This is a genomic window from Arenibacter sp. S6351L (assembly GCF_023016025.1).
In the GTDB taxonomy this organism is placed as follows: domain Bacteria; phylum Bacteroidota; class Bacteroidia; order Flavobacteriales; family Flavobacteriaceae; genus Arenibacter; species Arenibacter algicola_B.
In genome coordinates this window covers 106060-123530 of sequence record NZ_JALKBB010000007.1, presented here as the reverse complement: position 1 = coordinate 123530, position 17471 = coordinate 106060, and the positions used below count along the sequence as shown (strand labels likewise).

Below are 17471 nucleotides of genomic sequence, written 5' to 3'. Positions count from 1 at the left end.
TTATTTTAAACTGTATTTAAATATCCAACCCAGGATTTTTACGCCTGCAAATATAGTACCTTTTACAGTACCTGATACTTTTGATATGCCAATTCTTTTTTTATAACGCACTGGTACTTCGGTATATGTAAATCCCTTTTTTAGAACCTTCAACTGCATTTCCACGGTCCAACCGTAGGTCTTATCCTCCATTTCCAGCGCCAAAAGCTTGTCGTACTTTATGGCCCTAAACGGACCCAGATCAGTAAAAGAAGCTCCAAAGAACCATTTCATTAAAGTGGTGGCCAATGCATTTCCAAAAACCTGTTGTGGCGTCATAGATCCTTCTTCCCTCAACTCCTTTGTTCTGGCCCCAATAACGAAATCCAAATCGTTTTGCACTATGGGCTTTACCACTTTGGAAAGTTCTTCGGGATAATCCGAATAGTCTCCGTCCATAAATACGATAATATCGGGTGTTTTGGATTGTTTGGAAACATAATTAATTCCCATAAGGCAGGCATAGCCATATCCCATCCTCTCTTCAGTGAGTACAGTAGCCCCGGCCTCCCTAGCATTGAGGGCTGTATCGTCTGTAGAATTATTGTTTACAACAATTATTTCGGAAACAATTGTTGGGATTTCTTTTATTACGTTCGCAATGGAATCAGCTTCGTTATAAGCAGGGATAATTACTTTTATATCGGTCATTAGAGTATTTGAAGGGTCATTCTTATTTATCCATTGTTAGGTATCTTGGGTATCCATAATTTTGATAGCGCAAAGGTATCAATACTTTCATCAATCCATTGACCTCCCTTTAAGGATTGCAACAATTATTTCATCACCAATCGCAGGCTTATTTTTTATTGACCAGGTCCATTAGATCAACATCGTTCCCTAACAGAATTTCGGTAGGGTTTATCCTTCCCTTGAGCGGTCCATTTTCCAATTTTAAGACCCCTCTTGGACAGACCGCGGAACAAATACCACAACCTACGCAACTGGACCTTATAATATTTTCACCTTTTTGGGCGTAGGCCCTGACATCTATACCCTGCTCACAATAGGTAGAACAATTACCACAGGAAATACACTGTCCACCGTTGGTGGTAATCCTAAAGCGCGACTTGAACCGCTGTACAAATCCCAAATACGCTGCCAGAGGACAACCAAACCTACACCATACCCTATTTCCAAAAATGGGGTAAAATCCTGTTCCGATAACACCTGCAAAAAATGCCCCTATCAACAGACTATAGGTATTTTGCACACTCTGTGTTTTTAAACCCAACACTGTGCCAGACTCCGTAAAGAAACTGTAAAGCGTCATCAAGGTCATTCCCACGGCAAAGACCAACACCCCATGTACCAACCATCTTTCCACTTTCCATGAAAATAGGGACTTGCTGGAGTGCTGCCTATAGGGATCCCCTAGGGTCTCTGCCAAACCTCCACATCCGCATACCCAGGAACAGTACCATCGTTTTCCAAAAAAATAGACCATCACTGGCACAATTACCAAAGTAAGTACAATACCCCATACTAGAATAAAGAGTCCTATTCCCCCACTGTTCAACAAGGATTTTAAATTCCATTGGAAAAAGAAATCGTAATCCAAAGGAAAGGCATTTTTAAAGTCGTAATACGGCATTTGGAGCCTTACCATAATTTCCGGAATAAGAAAGGCAAAGACTATTTGAAAGAACAGGACAGAGGTAGTACGTACCATTTGATACATATTGTGCCTGTACTTAATGTACATACGCACGGCCATTACGGTCATCACCGTACAATACATAAAGCCGTAGACAAACCAATGTCCCGCAGGATTTCCGCTTAGAAATTCACTGATGGGGTCCACTAGGTAAGTCCAGTTTACAGCATATTCCGAACGGAAATAAAGCACCAAATAAAAGGAAACCAGAAAAACAAAGACCATCCAAGCAATCCACCCCCTATTGGTAGCATTCTCATGGTAAATACCATTATTCTTAATCCCTTTTTTACCTAATAAAACTATATTGGGAATTATAAAAAGTAATGCCCCCAATATGCCCAGGCCAAAGGTCAAGAACCACATAAGTCCCTTATTTTCAACTATAAATCCACTCCCGGAGGCCTTGCCAACGGCAGCAGCCAAGTCATGTGGACCCGTATAGATAATCTTCTTATATTCCTTGTCCTTTCTATGTTGGGCATTGGCAGCCTCCAGTGTCTGGGTTATTTTGGGCGATAATGAAAGCATTCCCTGGAACTGTTTGCCAACCACATTTTCTTCCATCCCCTGTATAAAAATTTCGCTCGAAATTCCCTTTTGCTGAATTATTTGATCCATTGTTGCAGGGGTCACCTTAAACTCACCAATAAAAGGAAGTATCGTAAATATGGTAAGGCCAATTAAAAAAATGAAGAGCCCAATTTTTTTTATTATTTGCATCTGGTAATCTTATATGTTGCTAAAAATTCGTTTCCAACTTTTCTTCTTGGGAGTAATATTCGTACCAAATTGGGAATTATACTGGGATACAATGGCTTTCTCATATTCCGCGTAAAATTCAGGATCAAAATTGGCATCCTTTAAAAACTCCATTACATAAGCTATACTTCTATTCTCCGTAAGCCACCTGTCCAAAATTTCGTGACGCATCCGAATTCCAAAAGTATTGATCCCCAAAAACTGTTTGGTGTCTTTGTGGAAGGCGATGGTGACACATATTTTTTCCTTGGGATGCCGCCAATGAAAATGTTGTTCATGGTCTTTTTTCGATTTCTCACTGAATACCCATCCATAAGTTTGATACTCTATGTCCAAAAATTTTGCTGAATTAAACCAATGCCCAGGGTTATAGGCCCTTTTGTTACCGCAAATAGTCTGTGCCAAAGTTTCCCCCATCATTCTTCCCGTATACCAAACGGCCTCCACCGGCCTGCGGCTGCCAATGGCCTCATGTTGTTCGGCGCAATCACCAATAGCATAGACATCTGCTATATTGGTTTCCAAAAGATTATTGACCTTTACCCCTTTCCCTGTTTCTATTCCAGAGCCTTTCAGGAAATCAATATTTGGAGTAACCCCGGCGGTCAGCCCCACCACCGTACATTGGATCGTCTCCCCTTTATCCGTAACCACGGCATTTGCCCAACCATTTTCATCCGAAATAATTTCCTTCAGATTGGTATCCAATTTCAGGTCTATATGATGTTCCAGAATGTGCTCATTGATCATTTGGGATTCCCCTTGGGGCAAGACCCCGTTCCAAAAGCTGTTTTCACGGACTAAAAAAGTAACTGGGATATCCCTACTCCTAAGCATTTCTGCCAATTCGATCCCAATTAATCCGCCCCCAACAATAACTGCCCTTTTACATATTTCATTGTTAGGTGCATTGGCCTGCAATAACTCCAAATCCTGTTTGGAATACAATCCCTGTACCCCTTTCAAATCCTGTCCGGGCCATCCAAATTTATTGGGTTTGGAACCTGTGGCGATAATAAGTTTATCATATCCAATTTCCTCGGAACTTTTTAAAATTACCTTTTTACTGGCCGTATCTACTTTTGTTACATATCCATTGACCAAATTCAAGCGGTTTTTTTTCCAGAACCAATTTTCGTAAGGCTGGGTATGCTCAAACTTCATATGCCCCATATACACATACATCAGAGCAGTTCTTGAGAAAAAATAATCGCTCTCAGCGGAAATAATGGTGATTTTTTTGTCGGATAGTTTTCGAATATGGCGGGCTGCCGTAATTCCAGAGATTCCATTACCAATAATAACAATGTGTTCCATAGGATTTAGGTTGATAAGTACTAGGTCGTACCTAAAGATAATAACTTAATCGTTCCTCTTTATTTAGAATTATTCAAAGCAATGGAAAATTGCTATAATGAAGTCGGGAATTGGATATTATTCGCCAAAATTGGCAGACCGGCCCATTGGTCCTGCAGAAAGACAATTTATAGCCATGGCAATCCTGAAATAATGAAATTTATACAATTTGGCAGTAAGGATTTACTTGGTTGCCTTCTCCAAAGTAAAGGAAAATTCGGACCCTATATCTAGTACGCTTTCTACGTAAATCTTCTCGTTGTGGGCCTCTATAATATGCTTTACAATTGCCAATCCCAAGCCAGAACCACCTTCGGCCCTACTCCCACTTTTATCTACCCTATAAAATCTTTCGAAAATTCGCGCTAGGTGCTGTTTGGAGATACCCTCGCCATTGTCGGTCACCCGAATAATGACCTTGTTTTTAATTAAATTCTCTATACTGACCTCGGTTGTACCGTTCTGCTGTCCATATTTAATGGAATTCACCACTAAATTTGTAATTACCTGTTGTATTTTCTCTTTATCGGCCTTAACGTAGATGGGATTCTTATAATCCATATCAAATGTCAGGGTAATATTCTTTTTAGCGGCCTTCATTTCCAAAAGCTCAAAAACATTCCTCACGAGTTCCAAAATATCAAAATCCTCTATCTCCAAGTTTAGGTCCCCAACTTCCAATTTGGTTATCAGATCCAAATCCTTAACAATGTAAATAAGTCGCTCCACACCCTTATTGGCCCGTTGAAGATACTTTTTCCTCAGATTTTTATCGTCCATGGCACCATCCAAGAGGGTCAAAATATAACCCTGAACGGTAAATAGTGGTGTTTTTAATTCATGGGAAACGTTACCCAAAAAATCCTTTCTATATTCCTCCCGGATTTTTAAGGTATCAATTTCAATTTTTTTGTCCTTGGCAAACTTCTCTATTTCATCTGTCAAGGACCGCATGTCCGTTGTAATGGTCTTAGGAGCCAAGGAGGTGGACTCCAACAGGGATACATCTTTATAAATGCGTTCAATGTTACGGTAGATAAATTTTTCTATCCTTAATTGAACTACGAGAAAAGAAATTAGGGAAGAAGTTACCAAAATGACCGCTAGGAGCTGCCAATCCACGGAACCTTTGTTCCACAAAAATATCCCCAAAACGGTAGTTAAAAGGAATGAAATTAGAATTGTTGTACGCAAGGCAAACCTATACGATTTTTTAATCCTCGTTGCCATTATAGTACAAACTTATACCCTACCCCTTTTACCGTTTTAAAATGATCATCACCAATTTTTTCGCGAAGCTTTCTAATATGGACGTCGATAGTCCTCCCCCCTACAACCACTTCATTGCCCCATACCTTGTCCAGGATAACCTCCCTTTTAAAAACCTTATTCGGCTTGGAAGTCAATAGTGCCAAGAGTTCAAACTCTTTTCTGGGAAGAATTATTTCCTCTCCCTGATTAACAATTTTGTATTCCTCCCTATTTATGGTAATCTCACCAACTTTAAAGATATCTTCTACCTCCTGCTCCTCATTCTTAAGCCTTCTAAGCAAAGCTTTTACTTTGCTCACCAAGACCTTAGGCTTAATAGGTTTGGTTATATAATCGTCCGCACCCGCATCAAATCCGGCCATCTGCGAATAGTCTTCGCCCCTAGCGGTAAGGAAGGTGATCAAGGTATCCTCCAAACCTTCGGTTCGCCTTATGATCTCGCAGGCTTCAATGCCATCCATTTCCGGCATCATTACGTCTAAAATAATTAAGTGGGGCTTCTTCTTTTTTGCCTTCGAAACCCCTTCCATACCATTTTTTGCAGTGAAAACCTCATACCCTTCGGCAGATAAATTATACCCTACAATTTCTAGAATATCCGGTTCATCATCCACCAAAAGTATCTTAATATCCTTTTTTTTCATGCCTTATTTTTTTGTCTTTAAACGGTCATCTACAACCCATTTCCTTTTGGAGGGCGGTTACTATAATCTATCACAACCCAAAATTGTGACCTATTAAAACATGCCCGTTTAACCTTCAATATTTATTGGTTATCCGCGCCAAAAGTAAAGATAATACTATTACACCAAACCTCTTAACATGGATTTAATATAGTAACATTTAGATAACATTAAGCCAACAAACTATTAATCTGAGGGTAACGCGACTTTTACAGTTAGGCCATTTATTTGCCATGTTTAAATAAAACAAGTGAACTCAAAAATGAAACCAAAAAATTCAGTTGAAATGAAAAAACTTTTATTATCCGCATTGGCCATAAGCGCTATGGCTTTTACATCTTGCACAAACGATGACGAACCACCAATAGCCGATGTTGTTGCTACCTGTAATGACGGAATTCAAAACCAAGGAGAAACTGGTGTTGATTGTGGTGGACCTAACTGTCAGCCCTGTACCGAAGCAACAGCTACTTGTGAGGACGGCATCCAAAATGGAGATGAGACAGGAGTGGACATAGGTGGTTCTTGCGCCGAAATCATTACGGTTTCCGGTGAAATAAGCACCGATACCACTTGGTCTGCAGAGAATATATATGTATTGGCAGGAAAAGTTGTTATTGGAATTGGAAAAACCTTGACTATTGAGCCAGGTACCATAATTAAAGGTAAGCCAGGTTCAGGATCTTTAGCTTCTGCCCTAATTGTACAAAGAGGGTCTACTATTATGGCCAACGGTACTGCCGAAAAGCCAATTATATTTACTGCCGAGGCCGATAATATAGGTGTAGGACAGACAGCTGGAACCAACTTGGACCACAATCAAAGAGGACTTTGGGGAGGACTAATTGTTTTGGGAAGAGCTACCGGTTCTTTCAAAGGTGATGTTACCGAAGTACAGATAGAAGGTATACCTGCCGATGATACTTTTGGCCTTTACGGTCCTGGTGATGCATTAAACGACGATGACAATTCAGGAGAATTGGAATACATCTCCATTCGTCACGGTGGTGCCTTGATAGGAGAAGGAAACGAGATCAACGGTCTAACTTTAGGTTCTGTAGGCCGTGGTACAAAAATTAACCACATAGAAGTTGTAGGTAATGTTGATGATGGCATCGAATTCTTTGGTGGAACCGTTGACGCCTCCAATCTATTGGTTTGGGCCCAGGGCGATGATGCTTTGGATATTGACCAAGCCTATTCCGGAACTATAGACAATGCAGTAGTAATATCTGGTGAGGCTTCTGATCATGCTTTTGAAATTGACGGTCCAGAAGGTTCAATTAACGGTTCCTTCACCCTTCAAAACGCTACTATTTTTGGAAGTTCAACTGCTGCCGATGGTGAATATGCAGACTACAGAAGTAATGCAATGGGTACTACCAAAAACATCTACGCCCTTGGATTCCAAGACGGAAAAGACGTGGAATTGGACGCCAATGATGTAGCCCAAAACTTCTTGGATGGGGAATTAACCTTTGAAGCTTGGCAAGTTGTAGGCTTTAACAATAGCATTTTCGCTGAAAAAGTTAAAAAGGATGACGCCGGAAACGAAGTGGAATCAACAATCATCTTAGCTCCAACATTTACCGAAAGAGCTGCTGACTGGACTACCCAAGTTACCGCTGGGGCCCAGACTGTAGGTGCTGACCTTAACGTATTTTCTTGGACTTACGCAAGTGCTAAAGCTGGTTTAGGTTTCTAGTAGAAACAATACACCCCTTTAAAAATAACAACCTTGCTCGCCCAAACATAAGGGCGGGCATTTGGTTTATTACGATTTAACTATCAATTACTTATGAAATATTCACTTAGACTTTCAACTTTTACCTTTTTTATTTTTCAACTCATTTTTTCACAAACTGGCGAGGTAACGGGATCATTAATCGATGCAGATTTTCAAGACCCTGTACCCTTTGCCAATATTTTGGTTAAAGGCACCACTATAGGTACCACCTCAGATTTCGATGGTAATTACAAACTTACCCTTGAAGAGGGTAGCCACACTCTTACTTTTTCATTCCTAGGTTATAAGACCGTTGAAATTACCGATGTTGTCATTAAGGCGAACGAGGTAACCAACATAAATGTTACTATGGAAACCCTGGCCGAAGGGCTTGATGAAGTGGTGGTATCCGTAAGCGTTAAAAAAAATACGGAAACTGCTGTTTTGGGTATCCAGAAAAAAGCCGTGAACCTTTTGGACGGATTATCTGCCGAGGCCTTCAAAAAAACTGGCTCGGGAGATGTGGCCAGCGCCATAAAATCTGTACCAGGGGTATCCGTACAAGGCGGAAAATATGTATATGTTAGAGGTCTAGGGGATCGCTATACCAAATCTATTTTGAACGGAGTGGATATACCTGGTCTGGACCCAGATAGAAACACTATTCAATTAGACATATTCCCCACTAATATCATAGACAATATCTTGGTCCTTAAATCTGCATCTGCAGATTTGCCTGCAGATTTTACCGGTGGTATCGTAAATATCGTGACCAAGGACTACCCCACAAAAAAGGAACACAGCATTTCCCTTAGTGGCAGTTACAATCCCGATATGCACTTTAATGAAAACTATTTGGATTACAAAGGCAGCACTACAGATTTCCTAGGATTTGACAATGGTAACCGAAGTGTTCCTATTAACCGAAATCAGGATATTCCCAACACTTTTGAGTATAATCCATTATTAACAGCGATTACCAAAAAGTTCAATCCGGTGTTATCGGCCATGAAGGCAAATAGCGCTATGGACTACAGCTTTGGATTTACCACGGGTAACCAATACATGGTAGGAGAAGGCCAGAACAGATTGGGATATTTAGCATCTGTTTCATATAAAAACACTACCACCTTTTACGAAGGGGCAGAAAACAACTTCTATAGAAGAAATGCTGACACCTCTGTTTTTGAATTGGAAACCGATAGGACACAAACTGGGGATTTAGGTAGAAATAACGTATTGGTAAGCGGTCTTTTGGGCACTTCTTTTAAGACAGAAAAATCCAAATACAAACTTAATCTCCTTCATATTCAGAACGGAGAATCTACAGCAGGTTATTTTAGCCAGACCTTGAATTTTTCGGATTTCGTCAATTTCTCAAAAGATAACTTGGAATATACCCAACGCTCTATCACCAACGCATTGCTTAGTGGAATACATTCCAGCGAAGATGCATCATGGACAACGGAATGGGCACTTTCCCCTACCCTGTCCAAAATTCAGGACAAGGACATTAGAACAACATCTTTTAGGGTAGAGGATGGCGTATACTCCATTCCCCAGAACAACCAGCCAAAAAGAATCTGGAGGGATTTGGAAGAGATCAATGCAGTTGCAAAACTAGATCTTACCAAAAAATATGATTTTCTGGAAAAAGATGCCAAATTAAAATTTGGTGCCTATGGCTCCTACAAAACTAGGGACTTTAGCATCTTGAACTTTGAAATTGAGAACAATGGGCAAACCACTATATTCAATGGTGTTGCAGACAATATCCTTTTGGACGAAAACCTATGGACCGTTAACAACAACTCCGGTTCCTATATTGATCCGGACATATCCGTTGCCGAACCGGCCAACACCTATGAGGCAGCACAACAAAATATAGCAGGTTATGTCTCCAACGAGTTTAAACTTGGGCAAAAATTGCGCACTATCCTTGGTGTGAGGGTGGAAAAATTTGAATCCAAATATACCGGGGAAGACAATAAGGACATTAATGATCCTCAAAAGGTTATTTATGATAATGAAACCATAATAGATAAGTTTGATCTTTTCCCTACAGCCAATTTAATCTATGAACTTACAGAAGACGTTAACCTAAGGGGATCCTATTCCCGAACTACGGCAAGACCTTCTTTTAAGGAAGCTTCCATAGCCAAGATATTTGACCCACTATCCAACAACACCTTTATAGGCAATATTGATTTGGATCCAACCTACATTAACAATTTCGATTTCAGGGTGGAATGGTTTGGTGAAAGTGCAGAGATGATTGCATTGAGCGGCTTTTACAAAAAATTCACCGACCCCATTGAACTAACGTACTTCGAATCTTCATCCGATAACTTTACCCCTCAAAACCTTGGTGATGCGGATGTGATCGGATTGGAATTTGAATTAAGGAAAAATTTAGGGTTCATTGCAGCTCCACTACAAAATTTTAGCTTAAACGTAAATACCTCCATCATTAAATCTACCCAAGTTTATAGTGAAAGTGAGCGTAATCTTAGAACGCTGGGACTTAGGGATGGCGAAACCTTGGGCAATGACCGGGAATTACAGGGACAGTCACCTTTCCTTATCAATTCCGGGTTAAATTATGAAGGAGCCGAAAACGGGATCCAAATGGGAATGAACTATAATGTACAGGGAAAAACATTACAGGTAGTGGGTAATGGATTTGTACCGGACGTGTATACCATGCCCTTCCACAATTTAAACTTTAACTTCTCCAAGAGCTTCGGTGAAAACCAAAATCAGAGTGTTAGTTTTAAAATAAGCAATCTTTTGGATGATGATGTAGAAAGTGAATATGAGTCCTACAAGGCTGAAAACAAGACCTTCTCCAAAAGAAGTCCTGGAAGAACATTTACATTGGGATACAACATTAAGTTTTAAATTTTATAATTGTAATTAATAAAAAAGCGGCCGAGTTCCTTGTTTTTTAACATAGAATCCGGCCGCTTTTTGCATTTCATCGAATTTTTAAGTATAAATTTAGCTGCCGCAGACGTACTGCACCTAAAATTCTTACATTTACGGTATATTATTTGCTGTTAAAGTTTCTATGAAGCAACTCTACTTAGTTATAGCCTTACTTTTTATCTCTATTTCCTTTGGACAGGATCCTAAAGGCAATGTTGGGGGAGGGGATATTCCTGGGTTTAAGATATACCCCAATCCAGTCACTAATGGCAGGGTATATATCAGTACTTCCTTGAACGCTCCGAAACAAATCTTAATTTTCGACATTTTTGGATCCCAGGTACTGGAAACCACCATTATTGGTTCGGAACTAAATGTCAATGATTTGGACGCCGGTGTTTATATGTTAAGGGTAAACGAAAAAAACAAAATTGCTACAAGAAAGCTAATTATAAAATAGCGTTTCCCAACCTATAAAAGCTCCATAATTACCTCATCTTTAGGTCTTAATATCATAGTACAGCACTTAAAATAAGGATACACATACAAAAAACACTCATTTACAACATTTATTACCACTTCTATACTTGTTTTCCTACATTTACTGTATTGATCCCAAATCAATGCTAACCTATGAAAATATTTTACACCCTACTGTTCATGGTATTTTCTATGGCCGTTTCTGCACAGGAATTCGTTGAAGAGCCACTAGACAGAACTACCCAAACCAATACTTTTAAATTATACCCCAATCCCGCCTATCAGGAGGTGGTACATATTACCACAAAGCATAATGGAGTAAAGGATGTTGTAGTCTATGATGTTTTTGGAACCATAGTTTTACAGGACCGGATTACCAATACTCTTTTGAATATATCAAAGTTGTCACCGGGAGTTTACGTATTGCAAATTACTGAAAACAGGGTAACGATGACCAGAAAATTGGTCGTGAAATAAGCCATTCGGACTGTACATTTTTCTTTCTATACCCCACCCTATAACCAATACTTGCCTATTCCTTTTTACATTTCCATTTATGGGGATATGGATAGGGAGAATTCATACTTTTCCCAAAGGGAGATTTAAGACTATACCAATAACAGGTATTAAACCTCAGGGCAAGCCCTGAATCCAATAATAGGAATCGACCCAAGGATCGAGGTATTGAACCTAGATCCCGCCGAAAAAGGCGGGATTAGTTCAACTTGCAATTTTCAGTGCGTCTTACTGACTTCTCAAAATTGAGTTTCACTAATAAAACCATAAAATAGGGTTTCCACTATGTTGTTATCACTACTTTTGTAGTAGTGATTTAGAATATGCCTCTCGAAAATATTTTTACAATTTCAACGGACGAAGAGTTCAATGCCATGGCATTGAAAACATTTCAGGTCCAATTTCATGAAAACTTGGTGTATCAGGAATTTTGCCGACACTTAGGTAAAAATGTGTCCTCTGTTAAAACCATTGAAGATATTCCCTTTCTACCGATAGAATTTTTTAAATCCAAAAAAGTAATTTGTGGTTCATTTGTGCCCCAGATCACCTTTACCAGCAGTGGCACTACCGGAAGTGAAGTAAGCAAGCATTACGTAAAAAATCTTAAACTGTACGAACAAAGCTATCTATCGGCCTTTAGACAGTTTTATGGGGATATAGAGGACTATTGTGTACTGGCTTTACTACCTTCTTATCTGGAAAGAGAGGGGTCTTCCTTAATCTATATGGCCAACGACCTCATCAATAAAAGCGGACATTCCGAAAGCGGCTTTTATTTGGATGATCTTGACCGTTTACAAAAGACCTTGGTTGAATTGGATAGCCATGATACTAAAATATTACTACTAGGTGTTTCCTTTGCCCTATTGGACATGACGGAAAGATTCCAATTAAAACTAAAGAATACCGTAGTTATGGAAACCGGTGGCATGAAGGGACGAAAAAAGGAATTGATCCGGGAGGAATTGCACCAACTATTAAAAAAGGGATTTGGGGTGACATCCATCCATTCGGAGTATGGAATGACAGAGCTTTTGTCCCAAGCCTATTCCCAAGGCAATGGACGTTTCTTTTCCCCTAAATGGATGAAAGTCTTGACACGGGAAACCGAAGACCCTTTAACCTTGCAGAAAGAGGGTAAAACGGGAGGTGTCAACATCATTGACCTGGCCAACATACACTCCTGCAGTTTTATTGCCACTCAAGATTTGGGCAAGGTACATACCGACGGAAGTTTTGAAATATTGGGCAGGTTTGACCATTCCGATATTCGAGGCTGTAATTTAATGGTGTTATAAGCCCAAGATCTTGGCATCTACAAAAAAGGTAGTGGCAATGTTTATTTCATAATCCGAGGACAAAAACTCATCGGTTACAGTCTTTAGCCTTAAAGTATAAGAATCCTTTTTAATATATTCCTTTAAATCTTCTGCCGTGGTTACCAATTCCAGCTGTTCGCCAGCAGTGGCCGATACTTCTTCATTCCAAGCTATTTTAATCTCAGGCAAATCCTCGGCGGACATATATATAATAATCGATTCCAAAAAACTGAAATCCTCCCCTTCAGGAGCCTCAACCGTCATCACCAATTTCTTCAGGACGATTTCCTCTATAAGATCTTTTCTGGTATCGTTTACCTCAAACTCGGCAGATGAATTGGTCTCTTTTTCAGGGGTAAAGATATCAAAAGGCAAATCTACCCCTGTTGTTGAAGGTATTACCACCGTCTGATCATAATCCATATCAAATTTGGTAAGCTCGTCCAATTTATCACAAGAACTAAAAAGTCCCACTAAGGCAAATAACAAAAAATACTTCTTCATAATATCCAATTTATTAGGCTAACGGGTATATCCTAATTTTATTGGGGATAACTAGGGAAAATACAGTGCTATTTAATGACCAGCACAAAATAATTCTTCTTCCCGCGCTGCAACAAAACAAATTTATTGTTGATCAGATCTTCTGAAGAAATGATATAATCCTCTTTGACTTTCTCCTTGTTAACAGAAATGGAATTTTGTTTCAATTCGCGCCTAGCTTCCCCATTCGAAGCTAAAAAACCTGTTTTCGCCGCCAAGGCCGCAATCATATCCAGGCCATTGTTTATGTCCTCTTTGGATACCTCCGCCTGTGGTACACCTTCAAACACTTCCAAAAATGTCTTTTCATTAAGCTTTTTCAAATCGCTGGAGGTCGATTTTCCAAAGAGGATGTCACTTGCCTTTACGGCATTGTCCAAATCTTCCTGTGAATGTACCATTACCGTAACCTCATCTGCCAAACGCTTTTGAAGGACCCTTAAATGCGGGGCTTCATGGTGGGTTTTTACCAAATCTTCTATTTCTTCCTTCGGTAAAAAGGTGAAGATTTTTATATATTTTTCGGCATCCTCATCCGAGGTATTCAACCAATATTGATAAAATTTATAGGGCGATGTTCTTTCTGAATCCAACCATATATTACCCCCTTCGGATTTCCCAAATTTGGTACCATCGGCCTTTGTAATCAAAGGACAGGTAAGGGCAAATCCCTTTCCGCCCCCTATTCTACGAATAAGTTCCGTACCTGTGGTAATATTTCCCCATTGATCACTACCCCCCATTTGAAGGGTACAGTTATACTCTCTATAAAGATGTAAAAAGTCATATCCCTGCACCAATTGATAGGTAAATTCCGTAAAGGACATACCTTCTTTGGCTTCGGCCGATAAACGTTTTTTCACAGAATCCTTGGCCATCATGTAATTTACAGTAATGTGCTTCCCCACATCCCTTATAAATTCCAAAAAGGAAAAATCCTTCATCCAATCATAGTTATTCACTAAGATGGCACTATTGTCCTTTCCACTGTTAAAATCCAAAAAACGGGAAAGTTGTGCTTTTATAGCGGCCTGATTATGCGCCAATGTAGCCTCATCCAGCAAATTTCGCTCAGTAGATTTTCCTGAAGGATCACCGATCATTCCGGTTGCTCCACCTATCAATGCATAAGGTTTATGTCCAGCCAATTGAAAATGGCGAAGCATCATAACCCCTACCAAATGTCCAATATGAAGGGAGTCTGCCGTAGGGTCTATTCCCACATAGGCAGATTGCATTCCACTTAACAAATGTTCTTCCGTACCGGGCATTGCATCGTGCAACATTCCTCTCCAAGTCAACTCTTCTACAAAGTTCGTAATCATCCTATAAATCTTCTAATTCAATAATAGTCGCAAATATAAAATAATAGGTTGTTTAACTCCTGCCAAAAACGGAATAAATTGGAGGCAATTGAGTAAATTTGCGCCATGATTTTAGTCACAGGAGGAACTGGTTTGGTAGGAGCGCACCTTCTTTTGCACTTATTGCAGTCGGGTGCTACGGTAAAAGCCATTCATAGAGAAAAGAGCAACCTAAAGGAGGTTGAAAAGGTATTTGGGTATTATACCGACCAATCCCACCAACTGTTTCAAAAAATAAATTGGGTAAAGGCCGATCTTAACGACCTACCAGCCTTGGAAATTGCTTTTGAAAATGTGACACATGTTTATCATTGTGCGGCCTTAATTTCTTTCAACCCCAATGATTATGACCTGTTGCGTACAGTAAATTATGAAGGCACCAAAAACATTGTCAATCTTTGTATTGCCAAGGGTGTTAAAAAATTATGCTATACCAGTTCCATAGGCGCCATAGGGAGAACAGTAGGCAACCAAGAGGCTACTGAAGAAACGGATTGGACCACCCAACAAAGCAATGTATACGCCATGACCAAGATGGATGCCGAACTGGAAGTTTGGAGGGGAGCACAGGAAAATGTTCCTGCGGTTATTGTAAATCCGGGGGTTATTTTGGGCCCTGGATTCTGGGAAACGGGAACTGGAATTTTATTTAAAACCGCTTATAAGGCCCGTAAATATTATCCGCCAGGAGGGACAGGTTTCGTCACTGTAAATGATGTGGTCAAGGTAATGACCCAATTAATGCAGTCTTCCATAACCAATGAAAAGTATATTCTTGTGGCCGAAAATTTGACCTACAAAGAAATCCTGGAAATGATTACAAAGGCCTTCGGCAAACCAGGTCCCGGCAAAGCAATTAAATTTTGGCAATTAGAGGTGTTTAGACGATTGGATTGGCTAAGGAATATTTTCTGGAACAGCGGAAGAAAGCTTACCAAAAATTCGATTCAATCCTTACGAAAGAACCAATTGTTCAGTTCCGACAAAATTCAAAATCAATTAGGGCATTCCTTTGAAGCCTTGGACGGCGCTATTGAACTTTCCTGCAAAAAGTTTATGGAAGAGAATCCTTAGAAGTTTCTGGTTTCTTTTTGAGATCGGGGTTCAACTTTTCTTTGGCCTCCATTAAGGAATCCTGTTTCTGCTGCCTTTCTTCCTCAAAAAACTTTTCATCCTTCTCCAACCTATCTTTTACCTTGGTATAGATGTCCTCATATACAGTGGGCATAGAGGCGTAATAGGTATCACTTTTTACAAATTGAACGCTATCTATCCCATACTTGGTATAAATATACCCCATAGGCTCAATATCATATTCATTTAAAATGCTTTCGTTAATTATCTTACCCGCATTTAATAATGAAATGTCGTATAAAATGGTAGCCATTTTATCCTCCGGAATAAGGTTTTCCGGTTTCTCCACCACCTTTTCATTACATGAAAATAACAGCCCTAGAAAAATGACAACAATATATCTTAGCATTACTCTCTATTAAAAGTTAACCTCATTGCTTTTCGCTCCTGCGAAAAATTGCCATTTTCATAGGCCAAATGGCCATTAACAAAGGTATGGGTTATCCTGGATTTGAACGAGTTACCTTCAAAGGGGGACCACCCGCATTTATAGGCAATATTTTCCTTGGTCACTGTCCAGGAATCATTAAGATCTAACACCACCAAATCGGCATAAAACCCTTCCCTAATAAAACCACGTTTTTTTATTTGGAACAACTTTGCCGGATTATGGCACATTTTCTCCACAATTTTCTCCAAACTTATCTTTCCGCTATGGTATTTCTCCAGCATTGCCGGCAGGGCATGCTGCACCAATGGGCCTCCGGAGGGGGCTGAAGTATACACATTGTTCTTTTCCTCTAAAGTATGTGGTGCATGGTCCGTGGCAACAACATCTATACGATCGTCCAATAAAGCCTCCCAAAGCTGATCCCTATCTAAAGCAGTTTTAACAGCCGGATTCCATTTAATTAAGGTTCCTTTAGTGTCGTAATCCTCTTCCGAAAACCAAAGGTGATGAATACAGACCTCAGCTGTAATTTTTTTATCCTCTAATGGAATATCATTCCTAAAAAGCTCTGTTTCCCTTCCTGTAGATAGGTGAAAGACATGAAATCTTGCCCCGGTTTTTTTGGCCAAGGCAATGGCCCTAGAGGAAGAAAGATAACAAGCTTCGGCACTCCTGATCAAAGGATGGTATTTTACGGGAATATCGTCCCCATATTGCTCCTTATATTTGGCAAAATTTGCCTTAATCGTGGACTCATCTTCGCAATGTGCAGAAATGACCATCTCGGTATTCCTAAATATTTTTTCGATCACTTCTTCATTGTCTACCAACATATTACCTGTGGAGGAACCTAAAAAGAGTTTAATCCCGGAACAGGCATTCTTATCCAACTTTTTTATCTCTTCCAAATTATCATTGGTACCTCCAAACAAAAAAGAGTAATTGGCAAAGGCAGAATTTCTTGCCATTTCAAACTTTTCCTCCAAAGCTTCAATGGTAGTTGTTTGGGGATTGGTATTGGGCTGTTCCATAAAGGAGGTTATTCCGCCTGCAACCGCTGCCCTACTCTCCGTAGCAATAGTACCCTTATGGGTTAGACCAGGTTCTCTAAAATGCACTTGATCGTCTATAGCCCCTGGTATTACATATTTCCCTTCCAAATCAATCACCTTGGCCACCCCATCCGATGAAATTTGGTCCTCAATTTTAAGAATAATATCATCCTCCAGCAGTATATCGGCAGGGAATATTTTATTGTCATTAACAATTGTAGCGTTTTTTAAAAGTATTCTTCCCAT

At 39.8% G+C, this 17471-nt stretch carries 15 protein-coding genes; 6 read left to right on the top strand and 9 right to left on the bottom strand.

Translation table 11 applies throughout. The features are described from left to right. From MWU82_RS08055 to MWU82_RS08035, 5 genes are all read right to left on the bottom strand, one after another. Complete coding sequence (locus MWU82_RS08055; RefSeq protein WP_215949493.1) at positions 1–690, bottom strand: glycosyltransferase family 2 protein; 690 nt, start codon at positions 688–690, stop codon at positions 1–3. 148 nt (positions 691–838) lie between these two features. Then, positions 839–2419, bottom strand: coding sequence for a 4Fe-4S binding protein (locus MWU82_RS08050; protein WP_247096011.1), 1581 nt, complete (start codon positions 2417–2419; stop codon positions 839–841). Between the two features lie 9 nt (positions 2420–2428). Further along, positions 2429–3775, bottom strand: coding sequence for an FAD/NAD(P)-binding oxidoreductase (locus MWU82_RS08045; RefSeq protein ID WP_247096009.1), 1347 nt, complete (start codon positions 3773–3775; stop codon positions 2429–2431). A 222-nt stretch (positions 3776–3997) separates the two neighbouring features. Next, positions 3998–5044, bottom strand: a complete 1047-nt coding sequence (locus MWU82_RS08040) for an ATP-binding protein (protein ID WP_247096007.1) — start codon at positions 5042–5044, stop codon at positions 3998–4000. After that, positions 5044–5730: a response regulator transcription factor gene (locus tag MWU82_RS08035; protein WP_215949497.1), complete on the bottom strand. Its 687-nt coding sequence runs from the start codon at positions 5728–5730 to the stop codon at positions 5044–5046. The genes MWU82_RS08040 and MWU82_RS08035 overlap by 1 nt, the downstream gene beginning before the upstream one ends. 325 nt (positions 5731–6055) lie before the next feature. Here MWU82_RS08035 and MWU82_RS08030 point away from each other — a divergent pair, with 325 nt between their 5' ends. From MWU82_RS08030 to MWU82_RS08010, 5 genes are all read left to right on the top strand, one after another. Next, the gene (locus MWU82_RS08030; RefSeq protein WP_247096005.1) at positions 6056–7474 is read left to right on the top strand and encodes a hypothetical protein; all 1419 of its coding nucleotides are present in this window, start codon (positions 6056–6058) and stop codon (positions 7472–7474) included. A 93-nt stretch (positions 7475–7567) separates the two neighbouring features. After that, positions 7568–10396, top strand: a complete 2829-nt coding sequence (locus tag MWU82_RS08025; RefSeq protein ID WP_215949499.1) for a TonB-dependent receptor — start codon at positions 7568–7570, stop codon at positions 10394–10396. Between the two features lie 169 nt (positions 10397–10565). Next, the gene (locus MWU82_RS08020) at positions 10566–10883 is read left to right on the top strand and encodes a T9SS type A sorting domain-containing protein (RefSeq protein ID WP_215949500.1); all 318 of its coding nucleotides are present in this window, start codon (positions 10566–10568) and stop codon (positions 10881–10883) included. 173 nt (positions 10884–11056) lie between these two features. Next, the gene (locus tag MWU82_RS08015) at positions 11057–11380 is read left to right on the top strand and encodes a T9SS type A sorting domain-containing protein (RefSeq protein ID WP_215949501.1); all 324 of its coding nucleotides are present in this window, start codon (positions 11057–11059) and stop codon (positions 11378–11380) included. 362 nt (positions 11381–11742) lie between these two features. Continuing rightward, positions 11743–12720, top strand: a complete 978-nt coding sequence (locus MWU82_RS08010; RefSeq protein WP_247096003.1) for an acyl transferase — start codon at positions 11743–11745, stop codon at positions 12718–12720. On the opposite strand, the gene MWU82_RS08005 is transcribed toward MWU82_RS08010, so the two are convergent. Next, positions 12715–13245 (bottom strand): hypothetical protein, encoded by a 531-nt coding sequence (locus tag MWU82_RS08005; RefSeq protein ID WP_215949503.1) that lies wholly within the window; start codon positions 13243–13245, stop codon positions 12715–12717. The two genes, MWU82_RS08010 and MWU82_RS08005, sit on opposite strands and share 6 nt — an antisense overlap. A 68-nt stretch (positions 13246–13313) precedes the next feature. Then, positions 13314–14609 (bottom strand): tyrosine--tRNA ligase, encoded by a 1296-nt coding sequence (tyrS, locus tag MWU82_RS08000; RefSeq protein WP_247096002.1) that lies wholly within the window; start codon positions 14607–14609, stop codon positions 13314–13316. Between the two features lie 105 nt (positions 14610–14714). On the opposite strand from tyrS, the gene MWU82_RS07995 reads away from it, so the two are divergent. After that, positions 14715–15722 carry an NAD-dependent epimerase/dehydratase family protein gene (locus MWU82_RS07995; protein WP_247096000.1) on the top strand — a complete coding sequence of 336 codons (1008 nt, stop codon included), beginning with the start codon at positions 14715–14717 and terminating at the stop codon, positions 15720–15722. Here the strand turns inward: MWU82_RS07995 and MWU82_RS07990 are convergent. Together MWU82_RS07990 and MWU82_RS07985 are read right to left on the bottom strand one after the other, a co-directional pair. Then, positions 15703–16131, bottom strand: coding sequence for a DUF4296 domain-containing protein (locus MWU82_RS07990; RefSeq protein ID WP_215949506.1), 429 nt, complete (start codon positions 16129–16131; stop codon positions 15703–15705). The genes MWU82_RS07995 and MWU82_RS07990 overlap by 20 nt on opposite strands. Then, entirely contained in the window at positions 16131–17471 is a 1341-nt protein-coding gene (locus tag MWU82_RS07985; protein ID WP_247095998.1) for a dihydroorotase, read from the bottom strand. Before MWU82_RS07985 ends, MWU82_RS07990 begins: the two co-directional genes overlap by 1 nt.

Excerpts from the sequence above, each read along its gene's own strand:
- MWU82_RS08055 (WP_215949493.1), bottom strand. The coding sequence starts at position 690 with ATGACCGATATAAAAGTAATTATCCCTGCTTATAACGAAGCTGATTCC.
- MWU82_RS08050 (WP_247096011.1), bottom strand. The coding sequence starts at position 2,419 with ATGCAAATAATAAAAAAAATTGGGCTCTTCATTTTTTTAATTGGCCTT.
- MWU82_RS08045 (WP_247096009.1), bottom strand. The coding sequence starts at position 3,775 with ATGGAACACATTGTTATTATTGGTAATGGAATCTCTGGAATTACGGCA.
- MWU82_RS08040 (WP_247096007.1), bottom strand. The coding sequence starts at position 5,044 with ATGGCAACGAGGATTAAAAAATCGTATAGGTTTGCCTTGCGTACAACA.
- MWU82_RS08035 (WP_215949497.1), bottom strand. The coding sequence starts at position 5,730 with ATGAAAAAAAAGGATATTAAGATACTTTTGGTGGATGATGAACCGGAT.
- MWU82_RS08030 (WP_247096005.1), top strand. The coding sequence starts at position 6,056 with ATGAAAAAACTTTTATTATCCGCATTGGCCATAAGCGCTATGGCTTTT.
- MWU82_RS08025 (WP_215949499.1), top strand. The coding sequence starts at position 7,568 with ATGAAATATTCACTTAGACTTTCAACTTTTACCTTTTTTATTTTTCAA.
- MWU82_RS08020 (WP_215949500.1), top strand. The coding sequence starts at position 10,566 with ATGAAGCAACTCTACTTAGTTATAGCCTTACTTTTTATCTCTATTTCC.
- MWU82_RS08015 (WP_215949501.1), top strand. The coding sequence starts at position 11,057 with ATGAAAATATTTTACACCCTACTGTTCATGGTATTTTCTATGGCCGTT.
- MWU82_RS08010 (WP_247096003.1), top strand. The coding sequence starts at position 11,743 with ATGCCTCTCGAAAATATTTTTACAATTTCAACGGACGAAGAGTTCAAT.
- MWU82_RS08005 (WP_215949503.1), bottom strand. The coding sequence starts at position 13,245 with ATGAAGAAGTATTTTTTGTTATTTGCCTTAGTGGGACTTTTTAGTTCT.
- tyrS (WP_247096002.1), bottom strand. The coding sequence starts at position 14,609 with ATGATTACGAACTTTGTAGAAGAGTTGACTTGGAGAGGAATGTTGCAC.
- MWU82_RS07995 (WP_247096000.1), top strand. The coding sequence starts at position 14,715 with ATGATTTTAGTCACAGGAGGAACTGGTTTGGTAGGAGCGCACCTTCTT.
- MWU82_RS07990 (WP_215949506.1), bottom strand. The coding sequence starts at position 16,131 with ATGCTAAGATATATTGTTGTCATTTTTCTAGGGCTGTTATTTTCATGT.
- MWU82_RS07985 (WP_247095998.1), bottom strand. The coding sequence starts at position 17,471 with ATGGGAAGAATACTTTTAAAAAACGCTACAATTGTTAATGACAATAAA.